Raw genomic sequence first — 18,990 nt, forward strand, 5'->3', positions numbered from 1 at the left:
ATCACCCAAGGGTGATCATCTGATTAGAGGTTAATAATGAGAGGAGTTATTCGCAGACTTGTACAGGTAAGGGCCTTTGCTTGTCATAACCCAATTACCTTTCTGTGGTAGCACATCTTTACCACTCGTCAGCGTTTTCAGAGCCGCTGGATTGAAAATATTAAGGCCGCCAACTTGCTCATAACAACTTGAGTCATATACCCGTGACGCATGCTGATGTGAAATGTCGATCTTAATATCTCGGATCTGGTCCGCAGGCAAATGTTCAAACTGCCCTGCAGCGCCCAGTCTCACCTTCAGCAACCAGTCAGTTGCACCGACATTTTGCTCATTAAAGGCATTAATCACCGACTTTCTGTCATGGTTTGAGTCAATGTGTGCATTTGAGCTACCGATGATCTTGTCGCCATTGATCAACAGCTTACCATTTGTGCCTACACGCCAATTGCGCAGCGGGTAGTGGATAAACTCATCTTTTACCGTATGTTCACCATTTTCATAAACATAAGTGCCCGCATGTGATGTACGCATGACAGACATACCACTCATTTCAAGCTCAACAGGCAGTGTTTCAACCGATGCACCAAATTGTGTCTCGATGTTAACACTGATCCCTTTGATCTTGTTCAGGTATGTACCACCACTTGCAAGGCAGTTCATTGGCTCATAGCCTGGCGGAATATTGTCTACTATGCGGGCTGGCCCACCAAAGTTCTCGTCAAAGCTCTTCGCTGTGCTAAAGCGCAAACCAAGCAGCTCTTGCATTGAAGTACCTTGCATTATTCTGAGCACTTTACTGTTCAACACCCGAGCAAACGCTTCTTCCGCTGTACAACGATTCTGAGAATCAAAACAGGCATTTTCTGGCGTTGGGTTAGGGTAGTAAATGATTTCTCCAAAGAAATCGGTGTCGTAGTAGCCAAAACCGTCTTCCTTGAGAGAGTAGGTACTTACTGACTGCTCAACGGACAGCACATTTTTGGCTGTATTGAATGCTTTCAGCGAGTTAAATACGGCATTCAACTCTTCGGCATTGCGAGCACGCATCACGCTTTGGCTGGTGTGATCACGATAGTTAAACGGCGTATTCCATTTGTTTTCTAACGCAGCCATTGCGTAGTACAACCACTCTTGCGCCATGTCAAACGAATCCTGAGACGTCAGCATTGCTTTGCTCAGACGCTTACCATGGATTGGATCGGCAACATATCGTTTAGCCAAGTTACTTTGTAGCTGTTGCATCTGAGACATCACCCAAGACGCTTGCTTGTAAATACCAACTAAACGCTCAGCTTCATGAGCCGCTTGTAACTCTGCCTGAGCAATATCCAGTTGCAGTGTTTTGGCTTCAAACCACATTTGACGGATACGAATTTGCTCATGTAAATCCAGATAAGCGTTTTGAGCGTCATTAATTTCTACTCGCTCTTCCGCACCCAATCGAGTGCTGAGCGCCAGCAATTGACCTTCTTTTTTAGTACCTTTGATTTGCTTATTAATGGCGTTGATTTCATTAGCAGTTGACACGGCTTGGAGCGCTGCGCCTGCATAGTTACCGGTTGCCAACGACGCGCCGATACTAAGTACAGAGCCAAATAGTGACGACTTACGCGCAGCACGCTGAGCATCAGCCCGTATTTTCGCCAGTTGTACCTGAATGTCTGCCTGCTTGTTACCATACTTAAGAGCAATGTTTGAAATATTCTGATTCAAGTTCTTCTGGTTTAAAATATCTTCCAGAGTGGTGTGGATCAGACCTGGTTCGAACTGAGCGCCCGCCCCTTTTTCAGCCGCAAGTTGGTCACATTTTTCTTCGGTCAGAATACCGTCTTCAGGCAGTTCGTAGGTCACAGCACCATTCGTGGCATCTGTCAGCAAGCAATACCCAACCAGGTTGCGCATTCTTTGATTTGCACGATCAAGGTTTAGCTTAGCCTGTTCAATACTCTGTTTCTGCCAGTGCGCCTGGCTGCCTTCTGTTGGTTCACTTTCTGATAAACAGCTCGCGTTACTTGAAGTACAAGAGAGCACTGAAAACTCCCAACCCAACAACTGTTTGAGCTGCTGATTATACTGAGAGAACTTCTCATTATGGCTTTGTGCTATGGTGTCCTTGGTTTGTTTAAAGGTGTCATAGCTTGACAATGCCGACGTGTACGCTGTGCGCGCATCGCTGATAAGTTTAGGTACTAGATTATCGGAGATCAGATAATCAAAGGTAGACGCAACATTGTGGTTGTGTAGTACAGGGAATGCACCATAAGGTAAGCCAAGCAAGTTGGTTTCACCTTCCAGCCATGAAAGCATGCTCTCAAGGCGCTCATAACTAGCCGTGAACTTGTTATAAGCTACTGGCAGTTCATCCACATCTGAACCATTGGTGATGGCCGTGCGGAATAATCCCGTCAGAACGGCATTAACAATTTGAGCATCCTGGCGCGCATTCGTAATTTGCGTAATTGCTTGGGGATAATAAGCCTCTTGCAGATCTCCCGAAAGCATTCTCGCTTTATAGTACTTGTGCATAACATCAAGCTTCTGTGCCATGACATTATATGCCATCACCACATCTTTGTAGCCACCAAACAGCACATGTACGCGTTCAGTTCTAACGCTACCATCAGCAGAGCGACGCTTAACTTCCTGCAATGCACCATCAGTGTATACTGGTCTGGCCAGCTCACCTTCCCAGTATCGTGGCGAACGCTTGCCTCGCACAGCACTATACGCATCGAGTTGTGTCGCATAGCGCGTCGAAGTATTGGCCAATAGGGTCCTCAACATGGCATAGGCTCTGCCTGCTGCAACCTCAGCATTGGCCAGGTTGTTCAGTTCAGTTTGTACCGAGTCCTCTGCTAGCTTGCTTCTAAGCGCCTTATCCATATATTGATTAGACAGAATCAGTTCGGCTTCTGCCATGTCATGGATAACATCCAGCCATAGCTTATGCACAATCTCATCCTGAGCATATGTAGGCTGTGCCATCATAGCCTCTAACTCAGACTTAACAGACTCTGCGCGATTACGTGCTGTAATATCCCATAACTGGCCGAAGTCCATAAACTCAGGTCCGGAGTTAATCGCTCTGTTGACTATGTCATGGCTGATTCTTGAGCGCTCAAATAAACGTGTTTGATATCTGAATGCAGCACTATCTTTGGCATACAGACCGGCAGCCTCGTCATCCATAGGGATATTATCGGCTTCCTCTTCATACAGTTTTTTGCGTAGCAAATAGGTCTCGTCACGGCGGTTGTTAACCTTGACCGAGGCCGTGTTAGATCTGAGCGAAGCGCCTTCTGTATAGGCTAGGGCTGTCAACTCAAAGGTATGAGTACCAATCGCAAAGGAATTACCAGAAGACCAGGTACATGTTTGTGCATTACAGCTCACATTTTGCTGATGATTATTTACAGTAAACTCATACGCATCCGCATCATTTGCTTTAGGCCAGCTCACGTCAAAGGCGCCAAATGCGTTCTGTGGTGCGCTAATTGCCGGGTTTTTAGGCTTCTCAGGCTTTTCTACGTAGACAGAAGTGGTCACCGAGGATGAACACTCATCAGCTTCGCTACATGCGCTAATCGCAAGCGTTACCAGGCCATTTGGCAGGTTGGTCAAAGACAGGCTGGTATTTTGAGTGGTAGTAACACTGGTACCACGTGCAACACGGTAGCTGTATGGTCTGGGGCCATTCACATTGGCATTCCAGCTCACATTAAAGTGACCATCTTTGTCACACACGTTTTGGCCAGAGGTACGACACTTGTTGCCAGTCAGGGTGCCAAAGGTATTGACCTGCTGAACAGCAAACGGCGTGTTGTCAATGGAAAATGCTGCAGTTGCCGTGTTTGAGCAGGTTTCATTTAAGTGACTGTGTTGGTAACACGCTTTAACACTGGCGGTGTAATTACCGCGAGGCCACGCATTAAAGTTTACGTCTACATTGGTTGCTTGGTGGCGCTGCCAGTCACCATCACTCGTTGTTTTCAGCAAGTAGTAGATATCATGGTCTTTCACGGTAACGCCAGACCAGCTAATCTTGCCCGTTCCTTTATCGACTGTAAAGTTGCCGATTGGAGGAACCGGTGAGCGCTTTATCACACACAAAGTACGTGGTGAAGAAGCACGCAACGGCGTATGCACTGTCACACTGTAGCAGTACTGCCCATCATTTTTGTTACTGAGACTAACATTGTACATGCCACTTGTATTTGACTCATGCAATTGTCGGCCAGCACTATCCATCACCACATATCGAGTTGCTGCGGTAGCACCAGCTGAGGCACTTGACCAATGCAACTCAAAGCTATCGCCCTCAATAATATGACTTGTCTCACCATTCACCTTGGCGGTCAGGTTTGGTCCGTTGAAAGCAAAGTTGGTTTTTACGGTTAGCGTACTATAGTCGCCACAATTGGTATCAGATTTACATGCTCTGACTTTAAACTGGTGCTCGCCATCGTGACTCACGCGGATCGCTTTCTCAGTTACGCTGAGCTTTTCAGGAGTCAAAGTCACACCGTCAGCAGTACCGCTCAACTCATAAAACGCTACATCGGAGATAGAATTCCAGATAAGCGTGAAATCACCTTGCTCCATTGTCACAGTACCGTTCGAGGCCTGATATCGCGTCACAGTCGGAATGAAAAAGGTAATGCCCGAGTTGGCAATCGGTACCAACGCATGACGGTCTTTCACCCCCAAAGTAACAGCATCTGGCCTGGCCTGAACAGTCACCTGAAGCTCATCACTGTAGGCCGAGCACAGGCCGCCTGTAATACAGGCGCGTACTTTATATTTATACGTTTCGCCATTAGTCAAATTGGACATGCTGGTTGACGTTGAAGTCAGCTTGGTATCACTTCCCTCAAGTTGATAATACAGGTTAAAACCATGGCTGCCAGCTTGTTTGTTTACCGGGCTCCAGTTCAGAACGGCTTCATTGGATGTCACAATAACTGACCCAGTTTGTCCGGCAACACCCAAGTTTTGGGGCGTACCAGGGTCCAAAATGGAAATATTATTACTCAGTTGAGAATAACCAGTGCATCCTTTTGAGCTGCCACTGCCATTGCACCCTCGGATCCGAACTGAGTAGGTCCCTGCGCTTGCAAAGGACACTGAATGTGAGCCGCGTGAAGCACTCGCTGAACCATAGTTAGTCCAGCTACCGTTGCCTTTCTTTGTTTGTATTTCTATGGTACCGGCACCATTGAACCCTTGCCAGATTAGTGTATTACTGAGGCTGTAAGTCTTATAATGCGCGAATGCACCGGTACCTCCGGCTATCACATAAGTCGATTTACACTGACTATATTTAGTCGTTTTATAAGCGTGCCTTTTCTCTTCAACACCACCGACTCCAAGCTTAATATTGTAGTACACATAATCAGCACTTCGTTCAAGGCAAAGTGAATAGCGTCCCGAATCTGTGAACTTATAAGACGAAGACCCAGACCCCATTTTCGGAGTACTCTCCACAAAAGAGTGACTACCGTTCGGCTTGGTTACCCGCATCCGAAAGCTAGTTATATCTATATATCTTTTCTGTGGCCATCTACTCAAGTCATTGCTGGGGATGCTTTCAGCATTCCACTGATAGTTGACTGTACTGCCAACCGGATAGTAATTATTTAGACTGGAGGTCGTTGCTGTACGTAAGCGACAATAGCTTTCGGTAAATATCCCATCGTACTTGTTGTCTTTGAATTCACTATCATACGTACTTGTTTTCGTACAGTAGGCAAATGATTCAGCTGAAACCATTGCACTACTGAATAATAACAGTGCTTTAATATTTAACTTCATTGCTTTTATAATCTCCTTTTGCAATGAGATAAGAAGGCCTCAAATTGATAACCAGAGACCAGTGTTGCAGAGCGCGGGGTAAGTATTTACCTTAGACAAAATGTAAAGCAGATTAAGGCGAGAGCATTCGCACAGCTGAAAAAAACGGCTTATTCAGCCCACATTTTATTAACAAAAAAATGCCAACGAGGGTACTCACACATTAGAAACAAAATATACGTCAAATCATACAGTAAACATCCCACCTCGTAATTATACCCGCAAGAGGAACAATTGCAATCCCGCTACATCAAACCATTGATTAATTAAACTTTTGTACACAATGAGTTAGCTAAATAATCATAAAAACAAAATCCAAACACCAAAGTCCCTTTATCATAAAAATGTAAACTTAACGTTTAAGCCAGTCATGTACGAACAATAAAAAAGCAGAGATATCCATGATGGCCTGATACCTGTGATACATCTAACCGCCGGTCTGTATTTAAACAGGCTGCCAATCAATATCGTTCAAGGCCATTGTGCAAACCGCGACTCGTAAATGACTATTGCAATCGCAAACAACTGAAGCTGATCGGCCCAAACCTTGGCCATGTTGAGCAACTTAGTGCAATCAATATAAGCGTTTATTAACAACATGATGCAAAAAGCACATGTGGCAGAGCTTCTGAGCTATTTTTGCACTAGCTACTAGTGAGCAGAGAAAGGTGTCTGGAGTTGTTGCACAGCACGTAAATACTCAGGCTTGTAAAAATGGGGAAGATGTACGCAATACATTGGCTAGTTGCATTTGGCGTGCAAAGGTCACTGGACTGATGAACCGCCTGACTTAAAAGACAAAGGCATATGCGACAATGCATATGCCTTTTTTGATTGCGCAGTTAAGCGCGAATAGAGGTTAAGCTTTACGCCAGGTGGTTTTACCGGCGCTGTCTTCCAGCACCACGCCCATTGCGGTCAAGGCATCACGGGCAGCATCGGCTGCGGCCCAGTCTTTATTCTCACGGGCAGTTTTACGCTGCTCGATCAAGGCCTCGATTTTTGCCACTTCGTCTTCATCCTGGTCACCATGCAAAAAGGCTTCCGGATCTTGCTGAGCAATGCCCAGCACTTCAGCCAGCTTCACCAGAATAAAGGCATGTTCGCCCGCCGCTTTGGTATCTGAGTCTTTCAGCAGGTTGACTTCTTTGGCCAGTTCAAAAATCACAGGCAACGCTTCTGGAGTATTGAAGTCATCGTTCATCGCCGCTTCAAAACGTGCCACAAATGGGTTGCCCGCCAGTTCAGTCTCAACCAGTTCAACACCACGCAGAGCGGTGTAAATACGCTCTAATGACGAACGCGCCTGCTCCAGGTTCTCCTGTGAGTAGTTCAGCTGACTGCGGTAATGGCCGTTGATCAGGAAATAACGCACAGTTTCACGGTCGTAAGCCTTAAGTACTTCGCGTACCGTAAAGAAGTTGCCCAAAGATTTAGACATCTTCTCTTTATTGACCTGCACCATGCCGGTGTGGATCCAGGTATTGACGTAACGACCATTGTTGGCACAGCAAGACTGAGCAATTTCGTTTTCATGGTGCGGGAATTGTAAGTCTGAGCCACCGCCGTGAATATCGAAAAATTCACCCAGGTGCTTAGAGCTCATCGCACTACATTCGATGTGCCAGCCCGGACGACCGTCACCCCAAGGTGACGTCCAGCTCGGCTCGCCGGCTTTGGCTTTTTTCCACAGTACAAAGTCGAGCGGATCGTCTTTGCCTTCAGCCACTTCAACGCGTGCACCCGCCTGCAGCATATCCAGGTCCTGCTGAGACAACTGGCCGTATGCTTCAAAGGTCGAAACGTCGAACAAAACATCGCCATTTTTTGCCACATAGGCATGGCCTTTTGCAATCAGGCGTTCGATCATGGCAATGATTTCATCCATATGACCCGTTACGGTCGGCTCGATGTCCGCAGGCAGGATATTTAATGCCTCAAAGTCTTCGTGCATGGCCTTGGTCATACGTACTGTCAGGGCATCGATCTCTTCGTTGTTCTCTGCAGCGCGCTTAATGATTTTGTCATCCACATCCGTGATATTACGTACATAAGTGACCTGGTAGCCCAGGTGGCGAAGATAACGATTCATCACGTCAAAAGAGACATAAGTACGGGCGTGGCCTACATGGCAGAAGTCATAGATAGTGATACCACACACGTACATGTCTACTTTGCCTTCCACAAGCGGTTTAAACTCAGTCTTTTGACGTGTTAGTGTGTTGTAGATCTGCAACATGTAGCATTATTCCTAAAATTTATCCAAATTCTCTGCAATCATATCACTTGCATTACTTTGTCTCTATAAAAAATCATGGCTAAAAGGCTGGTAAAAATAACAGTTAGTTGACAATTTCGCCGCTCACCCTCTTCGGGACTTTGTAGTTATCAATTTGTGCTATAAAATAGGTTCCTAAATTGAAATAGGTAAATCAAGGACCTGTTATGGTTGTTTTACAAACAAACTTTGGCGATATCAAAATCAACCTGTTCGCTGACAAAGCGCCGGCAACGGTTGAGAACTTCTTAAAGTACGTTGAATCTGGTTTTTACGACGGCACTATCTTTCACCGTGTGATTGACGGCTTTATGGTTCAGGGCGGCGGTTTTGAGCCAGGCATGAACCAAAAAGAAGTGGGTGGGCCGGTTAAAAACGAAGCCAACAATGGCGTTGCCAATAAAACAGGCACGCTGGCAATGGCACGTACGCCAGATCCACACTCAGCTACAGCGCAATTCTTTATCAATGTGAACGATAACGACTTTTTGAACTTCAGCAGCGAAACGGCGCAAGGCTGGGGTTACTGTGTATTCGGTGAAGTTGCCGAAGGCATGGACATCGTGAACAAGATCAAAGGCGTTGCAACCGGCTCTGCGGGCTTCCATCAGGATGTTCCTCTGGAAGACGTTGTGATCGAAAAAGCGTTTGTTGCCGAATAAGCGACCGTTTTTATTGATTAAAGAAACGCGAAGTAACCTAATCGGGACTTTCGCGTTTCTCTGTTCCTCTACCGCTCCAACCTGAAGTTGTCTCCATGCGCAAAAGCTACTTTATTTCTGATCTGCATTTAACCGAGCACCGCCCCGATATCACCGCTGCTTTTTATCGTTTTTTAGAACAGCATATGCGAGAAGATGTGGATGCTCTATATATCCTGGGAGACTTTTTTGAAGTCTGGATTGGTGATGACGAAGGTAACCCGCTGGCACTGGAAATAGCAACCAAACTACGCGCCATTTCCGAGCGTGGTATTAAACTGTTTTTTATTCATGGCAATCGGGATTTCCTGGTTGGCCAGCGCTACGCCGACTTATGTGGCATGACCTTACTGCCTGAGCAAGCAGTGATCGACCTGTACGGCACCCCAACCGTGATTTTACATGGCGATGAAATGTGTACACAGGATGAGGTCTATCAAAAGTTTCGTAAGAAGAGCCGTGGCTGGTGGTGGCCAAGACTGATGTTGTCGATGCCGCTGTGGTATCGCCGCAGAGTTGCGCGCAATGCCAGAGCAAAGAGCAAACAAAGCCAGATGGGCAAAGCGCCTGAAATTTTAGATGTGACCGAAGAAGCGGTACTGGCAATGTTTGCACGCCACCAGGTCAGCAACATGATCCACGGCCATACGCACCGCCCGAATGTCCATCAACACCAGGACAAAACCCGCACTGTGCTGGGCGACTGGTATAGCCAAAGTTCTTATCTAGTCGTCACTGAGCAAGGTCAAAGCCTCACTCAGCATCCCTTTTCAGACTAAACTTGTCTAATTATGCAACCAGCGCAGGCGCACCACTGTGGAATTTAAAGTCGCTGTCTGGCGTTAAGATCAGGTCATTTTCAATGGCTTTAAATTCAGCTACGCGTGCTGCGATATCAAATCGCTGTGGATCGGTGGCATTGGCCACCTGCTGAGCCAGTTCCAGATAATCCTGATAATGACGTGCCTCTGAGCGCAACAACGAGACATAAAAGCGTCCGATGTCCGGCTCAAGGTGTGGTGCCAGTTTCGCAAAGCGTTCACAAGAGCGTGCCTCGATAAACGCACCTATGATCAGCTTATCAATCAGCGCAGCCGGCTCAAAAGTGCGCACATGCTTAATCATCCCAGAGGCATAGCGAGAGGCATTCAGGCTCTGAACCCGCAGTCCCTTCACGTTAATAATATCCAGTACTTGCTCAAAATGATGCAGTTCTTCTTTGATTAACCGTACCATTTTGTCCAGTATGTCCTGGTTATAGGCATACTCGGGCTTGGCCGTTAGGCTGCCAATGAGCTCGTTCTTGCTGGCACTAAACTTGCCATCGCCAACTTTACGATAGACAAAATCTTCATAGGGCTTGATCCAGCCAAGCAGGGTCTGCGCTGAGGCATTGTCCAGGGCATATTTACGGATCAAAAATGCCGCGCTCTGAGCCGCTTTAAGCTCACAATGCATATGGTCAACCAACAGGGCTTGCAGATGCTCAGGCTTTTTCGCTTCATCGATCCAGCTGTCGGGGGTTTCACAACCCAGAAACTGATAAATGGGTGCCAACAGGTCGGCATACTTCTCTAACATGTTTCAGATAATCATTCGCAAAAAATTGCACCTATTCTACCACAAGCGTGCCAGGTGGCACTATCAACGCCTGCGACTTACCACAAGTTTGTGCCAGATCAAAGACGCCGGGATTTCAGAATTGTTTCTTGACAAAAATTAACCAATCTTTCATAACTTAAATGATGTTGTATAAATTTCATACTTACAGGCGCCGCCATTGGCCCCGTTTTTATGGTGATTACGCAGCTTAGCCTCATCGCGCTTTGATGTTACTGAGCTGTTATATAAGACAAGGACTGCACCCGTGATCGCCGGGTAACCAGAACGCGTCAGACAACAATCTTTTTTGAGGGGCTCGTTATGATTTTAAATCATCTGTGGGGCTTATATGCCCACCCAATCGAAGAGTGGCAAACCATAGACAATCGCCACGAAAGCGCTACTTACAGTTTATCTCACATTGCCTTAATCGCCCTGATCCCCAGTTTAATGGGCTACTACTCTTCTGTGTATCTGGGCTGGAAAATTGGCACGGGAGATGCGGTTTTTCTCACGCACAACAGTGCCATGCTGATCGGCATTGCTATGTACTTTGCGCTGATCATTGGCGTGTTTGCTTTGTCTTATCTGGCGCACTGGATGGCGGTGACATTCGGTGCTAAGCCCACTTACACACAAACCCTGGAGTTGTCGGCCTATACTGCAACGCCGGTGTTTATGTCGGCCTTTGCTGCCTTCTATCCGGAGCTGTGGTTTGTGGTTTCGGTGGGACTGGCAGCGCTTGCCTATTCGGTTTACCTGCTTTACACCGGGGTGCCCATACTGATGCATATTCCGGAAGAGCGCGGCTTTATTTACGCCAGCTCAGTGGTCACCTGTGGCCTGGTATTACTGGTGATAATTCTGGCTGCAACGGCAATCTTGTGGACGAACGGCATAATCAGTCCTACATTTACCTAGGGAGCGCGCTTATGCCCCTCAATGGTGCGTAGGTCAGCTCGCTTCCTTTGCTTTTATCCTATAGAAATCTAACAAAAAGGGCCGCAATCGCGGCCCTTTTTTTAAACTCGTTAGGCTAACTTACTCGCCTTCACCGGTTTCCTGATTGTGCAGCTCCAAACTGGCCGACATGGCTTTTTCACGCGTTGATTTTGCCGAGTCATTACGCAGTGCATCGATGCGATTCAGGTAATCCTGGTTCACATCACCTGTGATGTACTGACCGTCGAACACAGACGTTTCAAAGCGGGTGATTTCTGGGTTTTCCAGTGCCACTGCATCTTTCAGATCAGAGATGGACTGGTAGATCAGGCCATCTGAGCCGATGCTGGCGTTGATGTCTTCCACATCGCGCCCATGGGCGATGAGTTCCGCAGCCGATGGCATATCGATACCATACACGTTCGGGAAACGCACTTCAGGGGCCGCTGAAGCAAAGTACACATTCTTAGCGCCTGCATCACGTGCCATTTCAACAATCTGTGCAGACGTAGTACCACGCACGATGGAATCATCAACCAGCAGGACGTTTTTACCGGCAAACTCGCGGTCGATGGCGTTTAGCTTACGACGCACCGATTTCTTGCGCTGTTCCTGACCTGGCATAATGAAGGTACGACCAATATAGCGGTTTTTCACAAACCCCTGACGATAAGGCAAGTTCAGGACAGATGCGATTTCCAGCGCGATATCGCACGAGGTCTCCGGAATAGGAATGACCACATCAATGTCTTTATCAGCCCATTCACGCTTGATCTTCTCTCCCAGCTTGGTCCCCATGTTTACACGAGTCGCGTAAACCGACATATTATCGATGTTCGAATCCGGGCGTGCAAAATACACAAACTCAAAAATACACGGCGCGTGCATGGTTTTATCAGCGCAGATCTGCGAGTAGAACTGACCGTCTTCGGTCACATAGATGGCTTCGCCCGGGGCAACGTCGCGAACGAATTCGAATCCGTCGATAGACAGCGCCACACTTTCGGATGCGAACATGTACTCAACGCCACGCTCTGTTTCGCGCTTACCAAATACCAGCGGACGAATACCGTGCGGGTCACGGAACGCCAGAATACCATGGCCAATGATCATGGCGATGGTTGCATAACCACCAGATACCTGCTGGTTAACTTCGCTGATGGCCTTGAACATATCCGTCGCGTCCAGCTTCATCTTATCGTTACGTCCCAGCTCATAGGCCAGGATGTTCAGCAGCACTTCAGAGTCAGACGTTGTATTAACGTGACGACGCGCCTTGGTGAACAAACGCTCTTTTAGCGCTTCCGCATTGGTTAAATTACCGTTGTGCGCCATGGCAATACCAAACGGTGAATTCACATAGAAAGGCTGTGCTTCCGCCGAGCTGGAAGAACCCGCGGTAGGATAACGCACATGGCCTATCCCAATGTTACCCTGCAGGCGCTTCATATGACGGGTATGAAACACATCTTTCACCAGGCCATTGGCCTTGCGTAAGCTGAACGTATTGTTGTCAATGGTAATGATGCCGGCTGCATCTTGGCCACGGTGTTGCAAAACAGTTAAGCCGTCATAAATCGCCTGATTAACAGGAGATGTTCCGACTATCCCAACGATACCACACATTAAAAATTTCCTCGCCGATTAACGGTTTGCTGAATTCAAAAAGCTTGAGTTATGTTCTAGATAGGAAAAAAACCACTCTATTACAAAGCCAAATTCAGGGATTACTTGGGATGCCTGCCACCACGATGTATCGGGGGCTTTGGTGAAGGCATCCAGGAAAAACAACGTGGCGCTAACGACCAGCACGCCTCGCATCGCACCGAACACAATGCCAACCAGGCGATCGGTGCCAGACAAGCCCGTACGCTGTACGAGTTCACCTAAGATATAATTGACAAACCCACCTAACACAAGTGTCGCAACGAAAAGCATGGCGATTGCGGCGGCATTTCTTAAAAGGGGTTCTGAAATGAAGGTCAGGAAGGTTGCAAGATATTGGTAGAATAAACTGGATATGAAAAAGGCGCCGATCCAAACGACGAGTGACATGGTTTCTTTTACAAAACCTCTCATCAGGCCAAACACTGTCGAGATACCGACAATTGCAAAGATGGCGTAATCAACCCAGATCATATAAACCAATAAGTCGTTAATTTGGGGCGCATTCTATAAGACACGCCCAGCAATTACCAGATCATTTTACCACGGTAAACTGAGTCAGACGGCCGTTTAACTTAGTTAATTTCTTTAATTCTGGGAGCTTAGCTTCGAGTTTGGCTTTATTTAAATCTGGTCCGACAAACACTTTGGTCAAAGTGCCATTGGGTGTTTTAACCGGACGGGTAAAGGTCTTGAAACCATTTTGGGTCAGCTTTTTGGTCAGGGCGTCCACATTGGATTGGTGCGAGAAGCTGCCAAGCTGGATCACATAAGCCATCTGGCTAAAGTTAGAAGACTCAGGACGCGTTAACGGCTCGTGCTTAGCTTCAGTGGTGGTTTGTGCAACCGTGTTTGATTCGACGGGTGCATTAACGGGTTCAGTAACCGCCGTCTCGTTATTGTCAGACGTTTGCTGCGCAACCTCAGGGGTTTGCGGCTGCTCAGACGCCGCTTCGCCTTGTTGTGTTTCAGGTGACGCTATATCGGCACTGAGCTGAGCATCATCTGCTTCAATGTCTTCTATCACCTCTTCCATGGGCTCAGTGGCCAGCGATGCGCGTTCATCTATCCGTGCTTTTAGCTCTATGGTCGAGAACTCAGGACGCTCCGGAATAGGCTTGAACCCTTCTTTATAGTGGACTTTTTCGCCATCCAGAATATTGGGTATAAACACCACCGCCGCTATCACAACGATGCTGGTGCCGACCAGTCGGTTAATAAATCCTGAGTTCACAACTATTGCTCTCTACTTTTGCCAGTACTGCATGGCCGCGGCCACGGTCACAAACGAGCCAAATACAATCAACGCCGTGTCTTTAGGTTGCTGAGGAAGCAGACTTTGCAGGGCCGAGTCGACACTCGAAAATACCTGACTGTGCTCACTGTGCGGTGCTGGCAACAATGTCAGCAGCTGCTCTGCACGCTCTCCTCGGGGACCATCTAATGAAGCACAGCTCCATTTTTCTACCACATCTGACAGGGCATCAATCACGCTCGCTTTATCCTTATCAGCAAGCATAGCGACTAAGGCATGAATTTTAAAGCCCTGATTTTTCAAACGCATTAATTGCGTTCTCAGGTATCGCGCCGATTCCGGATTATGTGCCACATCGGTGTAAACCAGTGGCTGCTGACTAAGTTGCATAAACCGCCCCTCCACTTGGAGTTCAGCCAGCGTTTGCTTTACCAGCTCTGCATCGGGCAGCAAATTCAGCCGGGCAAGTACAGTGAGCGCCGTTGCCACATTTTGTGCAGGAATGGCCGGTTGTGACAAGGTCAGGTCGTGTTCACCATATTGCCAGCGTAAGCCATCTGCCAAAGGCGTGAAGTGAAAGTCGCGCTTTGACAGGATAAGCTCAGCGTTAATCTCTTCACCATAATCGGTCACTGTGTGGGGAATATCTAAATCTCCCACAATCGCCGGCGTATTGGTGCGGAAGATCCCCGCCTTGTCGTAGCCCACCAGCTCACGGGTGTCGCCCAGATACTCTTTGTGGTCAAGGTCTATGGTGGTGATCACGCTCGCATAAGGCGTCACGATATTAGTCGCATCATAGCGGCCACCCAGGCCGACCTCAAGCAGCACATAATCCACCGCATGCTGCTTAAACAGCCACAATGCCCCCAGAGTTCCATACTCAAAGAAGGTCAGTTCAACGTCGCCCCGGCCCTGATCCAATGCATAGAAAGCATCAACATGAGACTGATCGGGCAAGGTTTGACCATTGACTCGGACGCGCTCGTTATAATGGATTAGATGCGGAGAGGCATAAGTGCCCACGCTGTAGCCCTGTGCCAGCAACATGGCTTCCAGACAACGTGCGGTTGTGCCTTTACCGTTAGTGCCACCAATGAGAATAATTTTGCTGTTGCTGTTGAGCAGGTCGATATTGTTAGCGGCCTGCGCTACGCGCTCCAGACCCATGGCAATGTTGGCAGGATGTAACTGTTCTAAATAACAAAGCCAATCATTCAGAGGCGATGATTGGCTTGGTGTAGTCTTTGACATAGTGCGCTCAAATTAAAAAATTTACGCTACTCTATGCTCTTGTTCGGTAGAAGGCAAGTTCATGAACTTAGCAAGGATCCGCGCCAATGAGTCACGTATTTCACGACGATCGATGATCATATCGATGGCACCATGCTCAAGCAGGAATTCACTGCGCTGGAAGCCTTCTGGCAGGGTTTCACGTACCGTTTGCTCGATAACACGAGGACCGGCAAAACCAATCAAAGCTTTAGGCTCGGCGACATTGATATCACCCAGCATAGCCAGTGATGCAGATACACCACCCATAGTCGGGTCTGTCATGACCGAGATAAACGGTAAACCACGCTCACTCATCTTAGCCAGCGCTGCACTGGTTTTTGCCATCTGCATCAATGACATCAAGGCTTCCTGCATACGGGCACCGCCAGATGCTGAAAAACAAACCAGTGGCATATTGTGCTCAAGACACTCATTCACCGCGTCGACGAAACGTGCACCAACCACAGACGCCATTGAACCACCCATAAAGGAGAATTCAAATGCCACAGCTGCAACTGGAATGCCTTTGAGGTTGCCTTTCATCGCAACCAGCGCGTCTTTCTCGCCACTGACTTTTTGTGCCGCGGTGATTCGATCTGAATATTTTTTCGAATCTTTAAACTTAAGTACGTCCTTTGGTTCATGCTGAGTACCCAGCTCAACGCGGCCGCCATCGTCCAGGAAGCTCTCCAGACGCTTACGCGCGCTGATCCGCATGTGATGATCACACTTAGGACATACATGCAGTGACTTTTCCAGCTCTGCTTTGTACAGGATGGAATCACAATCTGTACATTTTGCCCAAACGCCTTCTGGGATCTCTTTTTTACCCGTCGATTTAGCCGTTTTAGGTAAGATTTTTTCTAACCAACTCATTTGCCACTCTCTTAGTGCTCATTCTGTGTTGCTCTCTGCAAATAGCAGATAGATTTTCTCAATTAAAACATGATTAAGACATCAGTGATATAAAAAACTGGTCTTAGTTGTATCAAATAATTAAGACGCTCACACTCGGTGTTGCTTTAGTCAATGTTGGATTGAATTAACGGATAGTTACTTCAGGTAAAAACAATGGCCCCGCCGGCGTTGACGGGATCTGCCAGCGCTCTGGGTAGTCTACATCCACCAGGTATAACCCGTTAGGTTTAGCGGTTGCGCTTGCCTGAGTGCGGTCTTTAATACTCAGCAATTCAGCCATCCACTCTGGCGGGTATTTACCTACCCCGATGTCCATCAAACAGCCCGTAATATTGCGCACCATATGGTGTAAAAACGCATTGGCCTTAACATCAATGACAATATAATCACCAAAGCGGTCGACCTGTAAATGATGGATGTTGCGGCACGGCGAATTAGACTGGCAGTGTACTGCCCGAAAAGAAGAAAAGTCATGTTCACCTATCATGACCGGACACGCAGCCTGCATCAACTCAGCATCCAGTGGATGATAGTAATGGGTTACCCCACTGCGCAAAATGCCCGGGCGATTGACACTGTTGTAGATAACGTAGCGATAGCGCCTGGCCGTTGCACTGAAACGCGCGCTAAATTCATCATGGACTGGGGTTGCATAGCGCACGGCAATGTCGTCAGGCAGCTGAGAGTTGACGCCGAGTGTAAAGGCTTTCATGTCCCGCTCGGAATGAGTATCGAAGTGGATCACCTGACCTGTGGCATGCACACCGGCATCTGTGCGTCCGGCACAGACCACATCGACCTTGTGATTACAAATGCTGGATAAGGCTGTCTCCAGCTCTTCCTGAACACTATTTACATTACACTGACGCTGCCAGCCACTGTAATTACCGCCGTTGTATTCAATCCCCAAAGCTACACGCATAAACTACTCAAACTCTCATTTCGAACTTAGCCGCGCATTTTATGCGATCGCCGCCGATAATACCAATCTCATCGTATCCTTATGAGCGGCGGCTTATTTGATTTGCTGCTTCAGTGCCTGAGCTTCTGCCTGAACCGACTCTGGGCCGTTACTCAGGATCTCCTCAACGGCGTTTTGTGCCGAGTCAAAGTCGCCAATTTCAATATAGGCACGAACCAGGTCGAGCTTAGCAGCATATCCGTCTTCTTCCAGGTCAACATCCGTGGCGTTTTCACCGGCCAGCAACTCTTCAAAATCACCTAATCCTACATCCATATCTGGTGACTGATAGGGCTCTTCCAGTGCCGGTTCGTCATCGCTTTGAGACAATAAGTCATCTATTTCCAGATAGTCTTCGTCTGGTGCAGTCGCGTCTGCACTGTCGTCGATAGGTGCGTCCGTCGCAGGCTCGTCAATGTCCTCAATTTCCAGGTCCTGACCCAGCTCCTCACTTAACAGCGCATCAAAGTCCAGCTCAGGTTCGTCTGACAGCTCAACGTCTGACGTATCTGGCTCCACCGATTCATCCAGTAACGCACTGAAATCAGTGTCGTTCAGCTCTGCCAGAAACTCATCTTCAATGGCAGCTTCGTCGATGTTGATTTCGGGTTCCGGGCTATCATCCTCGTCGTCATCCAGATCAGTTAGCTCATCCAAAAAGGCATCCGGCTCTTGCGGCAACTCAGGCTCAGCAGGCGTTTCTTCCTCAGACGAGTCACTTTGTGCAAACTCTGCCAAGTCCTCATCTGAGAGCATCAGATCGGATAAATCATCATCCAGGTCTTCCAGCTCAAGCTCACCCTCCGGCTCCGATTCCATCGCACTCAGCGCGTCTTCTTCGTTAAACTCAGGGAAGTTTTCTTCCGCCAGTGCGTCGTCTGTCAGGTCGTCTTCTAACAGCGTTTCTTCATCTGCTGAAGCTGTTTGCTCTGATCCCTCTTCAGTTTCCGGCTCCGCCGCGTGTGGCTCGTCATCCTGCGCTGCCAGCGCGTCTTCTTCGTTAAACTCAGGGAAGTCTTCTTCCACCAGTGTGTCGTCTGTCAGGTCGTCTTCTAACAGCGTTTCTTCATCTGCTAGGGCTGCTTGCTCAGGTGCCTCATCAGTTTCCAGCTCCGCCGCTTGTGGCTCGTCATCCAGCGCTGCCAGCGCGTCTTCTTCTTCAAACGCCGGGAAGTCTTCTTCCGCCAGTGCGTCGTCTGTCAGGTCGTCTTCTAACAGTGTTTCTTCATCTGCTGAAGCTGCTTGCTCTGGTGCCTCTCCAGTTTCCGGCTCCGCCGCTTGTGGCTCGTCATCCAGAGCAGCCAGCGCGTCTTCTTCTTCAAACGCCGGGAAGTCTTCTTCCGCTAGTGCGTCGTCTGTCAGGTCGTCTTCTAACAGTGTTTCTTCTTCTGCTGAAGCAGCTTGCTCTGGTGCCTCTCCAGTTTCCGCCTCCGCCGCGTGTGGCTCGTCATCCAGCGCTGCCAGCGCGTCTTCTTCTTCAAACGCCGGGAAGTCTTCTTCTGCCAGTGCGTCGTCCGTCAGCTCGTCTTCTAACAGCGTTTCT

Annotated in this window: 13 protein-coding genes; 3 read left to right on the forward strand and 10 right to left on the reverse strand. The window is 48.1% G+C overall.

All coding sequences use genetic code 11. The annotated features are described in order from the left end of the window. Positions 1 to 30 precede the first annotated feature (30 nt). Together TW77_RS18435 and cysS are read right to left on the reverse strand one after the other, a co-directional pair. Positions 31 to 5,388 carry a fibronectin type III domain-containing protein gene (locus tag TW77_RS18435; RefSeq protein WP_156158707.1) on the reverse strand — a complete coding sequence of 1,786 codons (5,358 nt, stop codon included), beginning with the start codon at positions 5,386 to 5,388 and terminating at the stop codon, positions 31 to 33. Positions 5,389 to 6,709: 1,321 nt separating this feature from the next. Beyond that, the gene (cysS, locus tag TW77_RS18440; protein WP_046006450.1) at positions 6,710 to 8,089 is read right to left on the reverse strand and encodes a cysteine--tRNA ligase; all 1,380 of its coding nucleotides are present in this window, start codon (positions 8,087 to 8,089) and stop codon (positions 6,710 to 6,712) included. Between the two features lie 206 nt (positions 8,090 to 8,295). Between cysS and TW77_RS18445 the strand changes: the two genes are divergently transcribed. Beyond that, entirely contained in the window at positions 8,296 to 8,790 is a 495-nt protein-coding gene (locus tag TW77_RS18445) for a peptidylprolyl isomerase (protein ID WP_046006451.1), read from the forward strand. A gap of 95 nt (positions 8,791 to 8,885) precedes the next feature. Then, the gene (locus tag TW77_RS18450) at positions 8,886 to 9,608 is read left to right on the forward strand and encodes a UDP-2,3-diacylglucosamine diphosphatase (RefSeq protein WP_046006452.1); all 723 of its coding nucleotides are present in this window, start codon (positions 8,886 to 8,888) and stop codon (positions 9,606 to 9,608) included. Positions 9,609 to 9,618: 10 nt separating this feature from the next. Here the strand turns inward: TW77_RS18450 and miaE are convergent, their stop codons facing one another. After that, a complete protein-coding gene (miaE, locus tag TW77_RS18455) occupies positions 9,619 to 10,410 on the reverse strand; it encodes a tRNA isopentenyl-2-thiomethyl-A-37 hydroxylase MiaE (RefSeq protein WP_046006453.1) in 792 nt (263 codons plus the stop codon). Between the two features lie 342 nt (positions 10,411 to 10,752). On the opposite strand from miaE, the gene TW77_RS18460 reads away from it, so the two are divergent. Further along, positions 10,753 to 11,352, forward strand: a complete 600-nt coding sequence (locus TW77_RS18460) for a Yip1 family protein (RefSeq protein WP_046006454.1) — start codon at positions 10,753 to 10,755, stop codon at positions 11,350 to 11,352. Positions 11,353 to 11,472: 120 nt separating this feature from the next. On the opposite strand, the gene purF is transcribed toward TW77_RS18460, so the two are convergent. From purF to TW77_RS18495, 7 genes are all read right to left on the reverse strand, one after another. Beyond that, on the reverse strand, positions 11,473 to 12,999 hold the full coding sequence (purF, locus tag TW77_RS18465) for an amidophosphoribosyltransferase (RefSeq protein ID WP_046006455.1): 1,527 nt from the start codon (positions 12,997 to 12,999) through the stop codon (positions 11,473 to 11,475). An 18-nt stretch (positions 13,000 to 13,017) separates the two neighbouring features. Beyond that, positions 13,018 to 13,512, reverse strand: coding sequence for a CvpA family protein (locus TW77_RS18470; RefSeq protein WP_046006456.1), 495 nt, complete (start codon positions 13,510 to 13,512; stop codon positions 13,018 to 13,020). A gap of 61 nt (positions 13,513 to 13,573) precedes the next feature. Beyond that, positions 13,574 to 14,272: an SPOR domain-containing protein gene (locus TW77_RS18475; protein ID WP_046006457.1), complete on the reverse strand. Its 699-nt coding sequence runs from the start codon at positions 14,270 to 14,272 to the stop codon at positions 13,574 to 13,576. A gap of 12 nt (positions 14,273 to 14,284) precedes the next feature. Beyond that, positions 14,285 to 15,547, reverse strand: coding sequence for a bifunctional tetrahydrofolate synthase/dihydrofolate synthase (folC, locus tag TW77_RS18480; protein WP_046006458.1), 1,263 nt, complete (start codon positions 15,545 to 15,547; stop codon positions 14,285 to 14,287). A gap of 21 nt (positions 15,548 to 15,568) precedes the next feature. Continuing rightward, on the reverse strand, positions 15,569 to 16,444 hold the full coding sequence (gene accD / locus TW77_RS18485; RefSeq protein ID WP_046006459.1) for an acetyl-CoA carboxylase, carboxyltransferase subunit beta: 876 nt from the start codon (positions 16,442 to 16,444) through the stop codon (positions 15,569 to 15,571). A gap of 166 nt (positions 16,445 to 16,610) precedes the next feature. After that, on the reverse strand, positions 16,611 to 17,408 hold the full coding sequence (gene truA, locus TW77_RS18490; protein WP_046006460.1) for a tRNA pseudouridine(38-40) synthase TruA: 798 nt from the start codon (positions 17,406 to 17,408) through the stop codon (positions 16,611 to 16,613). 93 nt (positions 17,409 to 17,501) lie between these two features. Further along, the coding region (locus tag TW77_RS18495) for a FimV/HubP family polar landmark protein (protein ID WP_046006461.1) at positions 17,502 to 18,990 on the reverse strand (1,489 nt) is incomplete at its 5' end.

The sequence above is a fragment of the Pseudoalteromonas rubra genome, assembly GCF_000967655.1.
GTDB classification, from domain to species: Bacteria; Pseudomonadota; Gammaproteobacteria; order Enterobacterales; family Alteromonadaceae; genus Pseudoalteromonas; species Pseudoalteromonas rubra_A.

Coding starts and splice junctions, on each gene's coding strand:
- cysS (WP_046006450.1), bottom strand. CDS start 8,089: ATGTTGCAGATCTACAACACACTAACACGTCAAAAGACTGAGTTTAAA.
- TW77_RS18445 (WP_046006451.1), top strand. CDS start 8,296: ATGGTTGTTTTACAAACAAACTTTGGCGATATCAAAATCAACCTGTTC.
- TW77_RS18450 (WP_046006452.1), top strand. CDS start 8,886: ATGCGCAAAAGCTACTTTATTTCTGATCTGCATTTAACCGAGCACCGC.
- miaE (WP_046006453.1), bottom strand. CDS start 10,410: ATGTTAGAGAAGTATGCCGACCTGTTGGCACCCATTTATCAGTTTCTG.
- TW77_RS18460 (WP_046006454.1), top strand. CDS start 10,753: ATGATTTTAAATCATCTGTGGGGCTTATATGCCCACCCAATCGAAGAG.
- purF (WP_046006455.1), bottom strand. CDS start 12,999: ATGTGTGGTATCGTTGGGATAGTCGGAACATCTCCTGTTAATCAGGCG.
- TW77_RS18470 (WP_046006456.1), bottom strand. CDS start 13,512: ATGATCTGGGTTGATTACGCCATCTTTGCAATTGTCGGTATCTCGACA.
- folC (WP_046006458.1), bottom strand. CDS start 15,547: ATGTCAAAGACTACACCAAGCCAATCATCGCCTCTGAATGATTGGCTT.
- accD (WP_046006459.1), bottom strand. CDS start 16,444: ATGAGTTGGTTAGAAAAAATCTTACCTAAAACGGCTAAATCGACGGGT.
- truA (WP_046006460.1), bottom strand. CDS start 17,408: ATGCGTGTAGCTTTGGGGATTGAATACAACGGCGGTAATTACAGTGGC.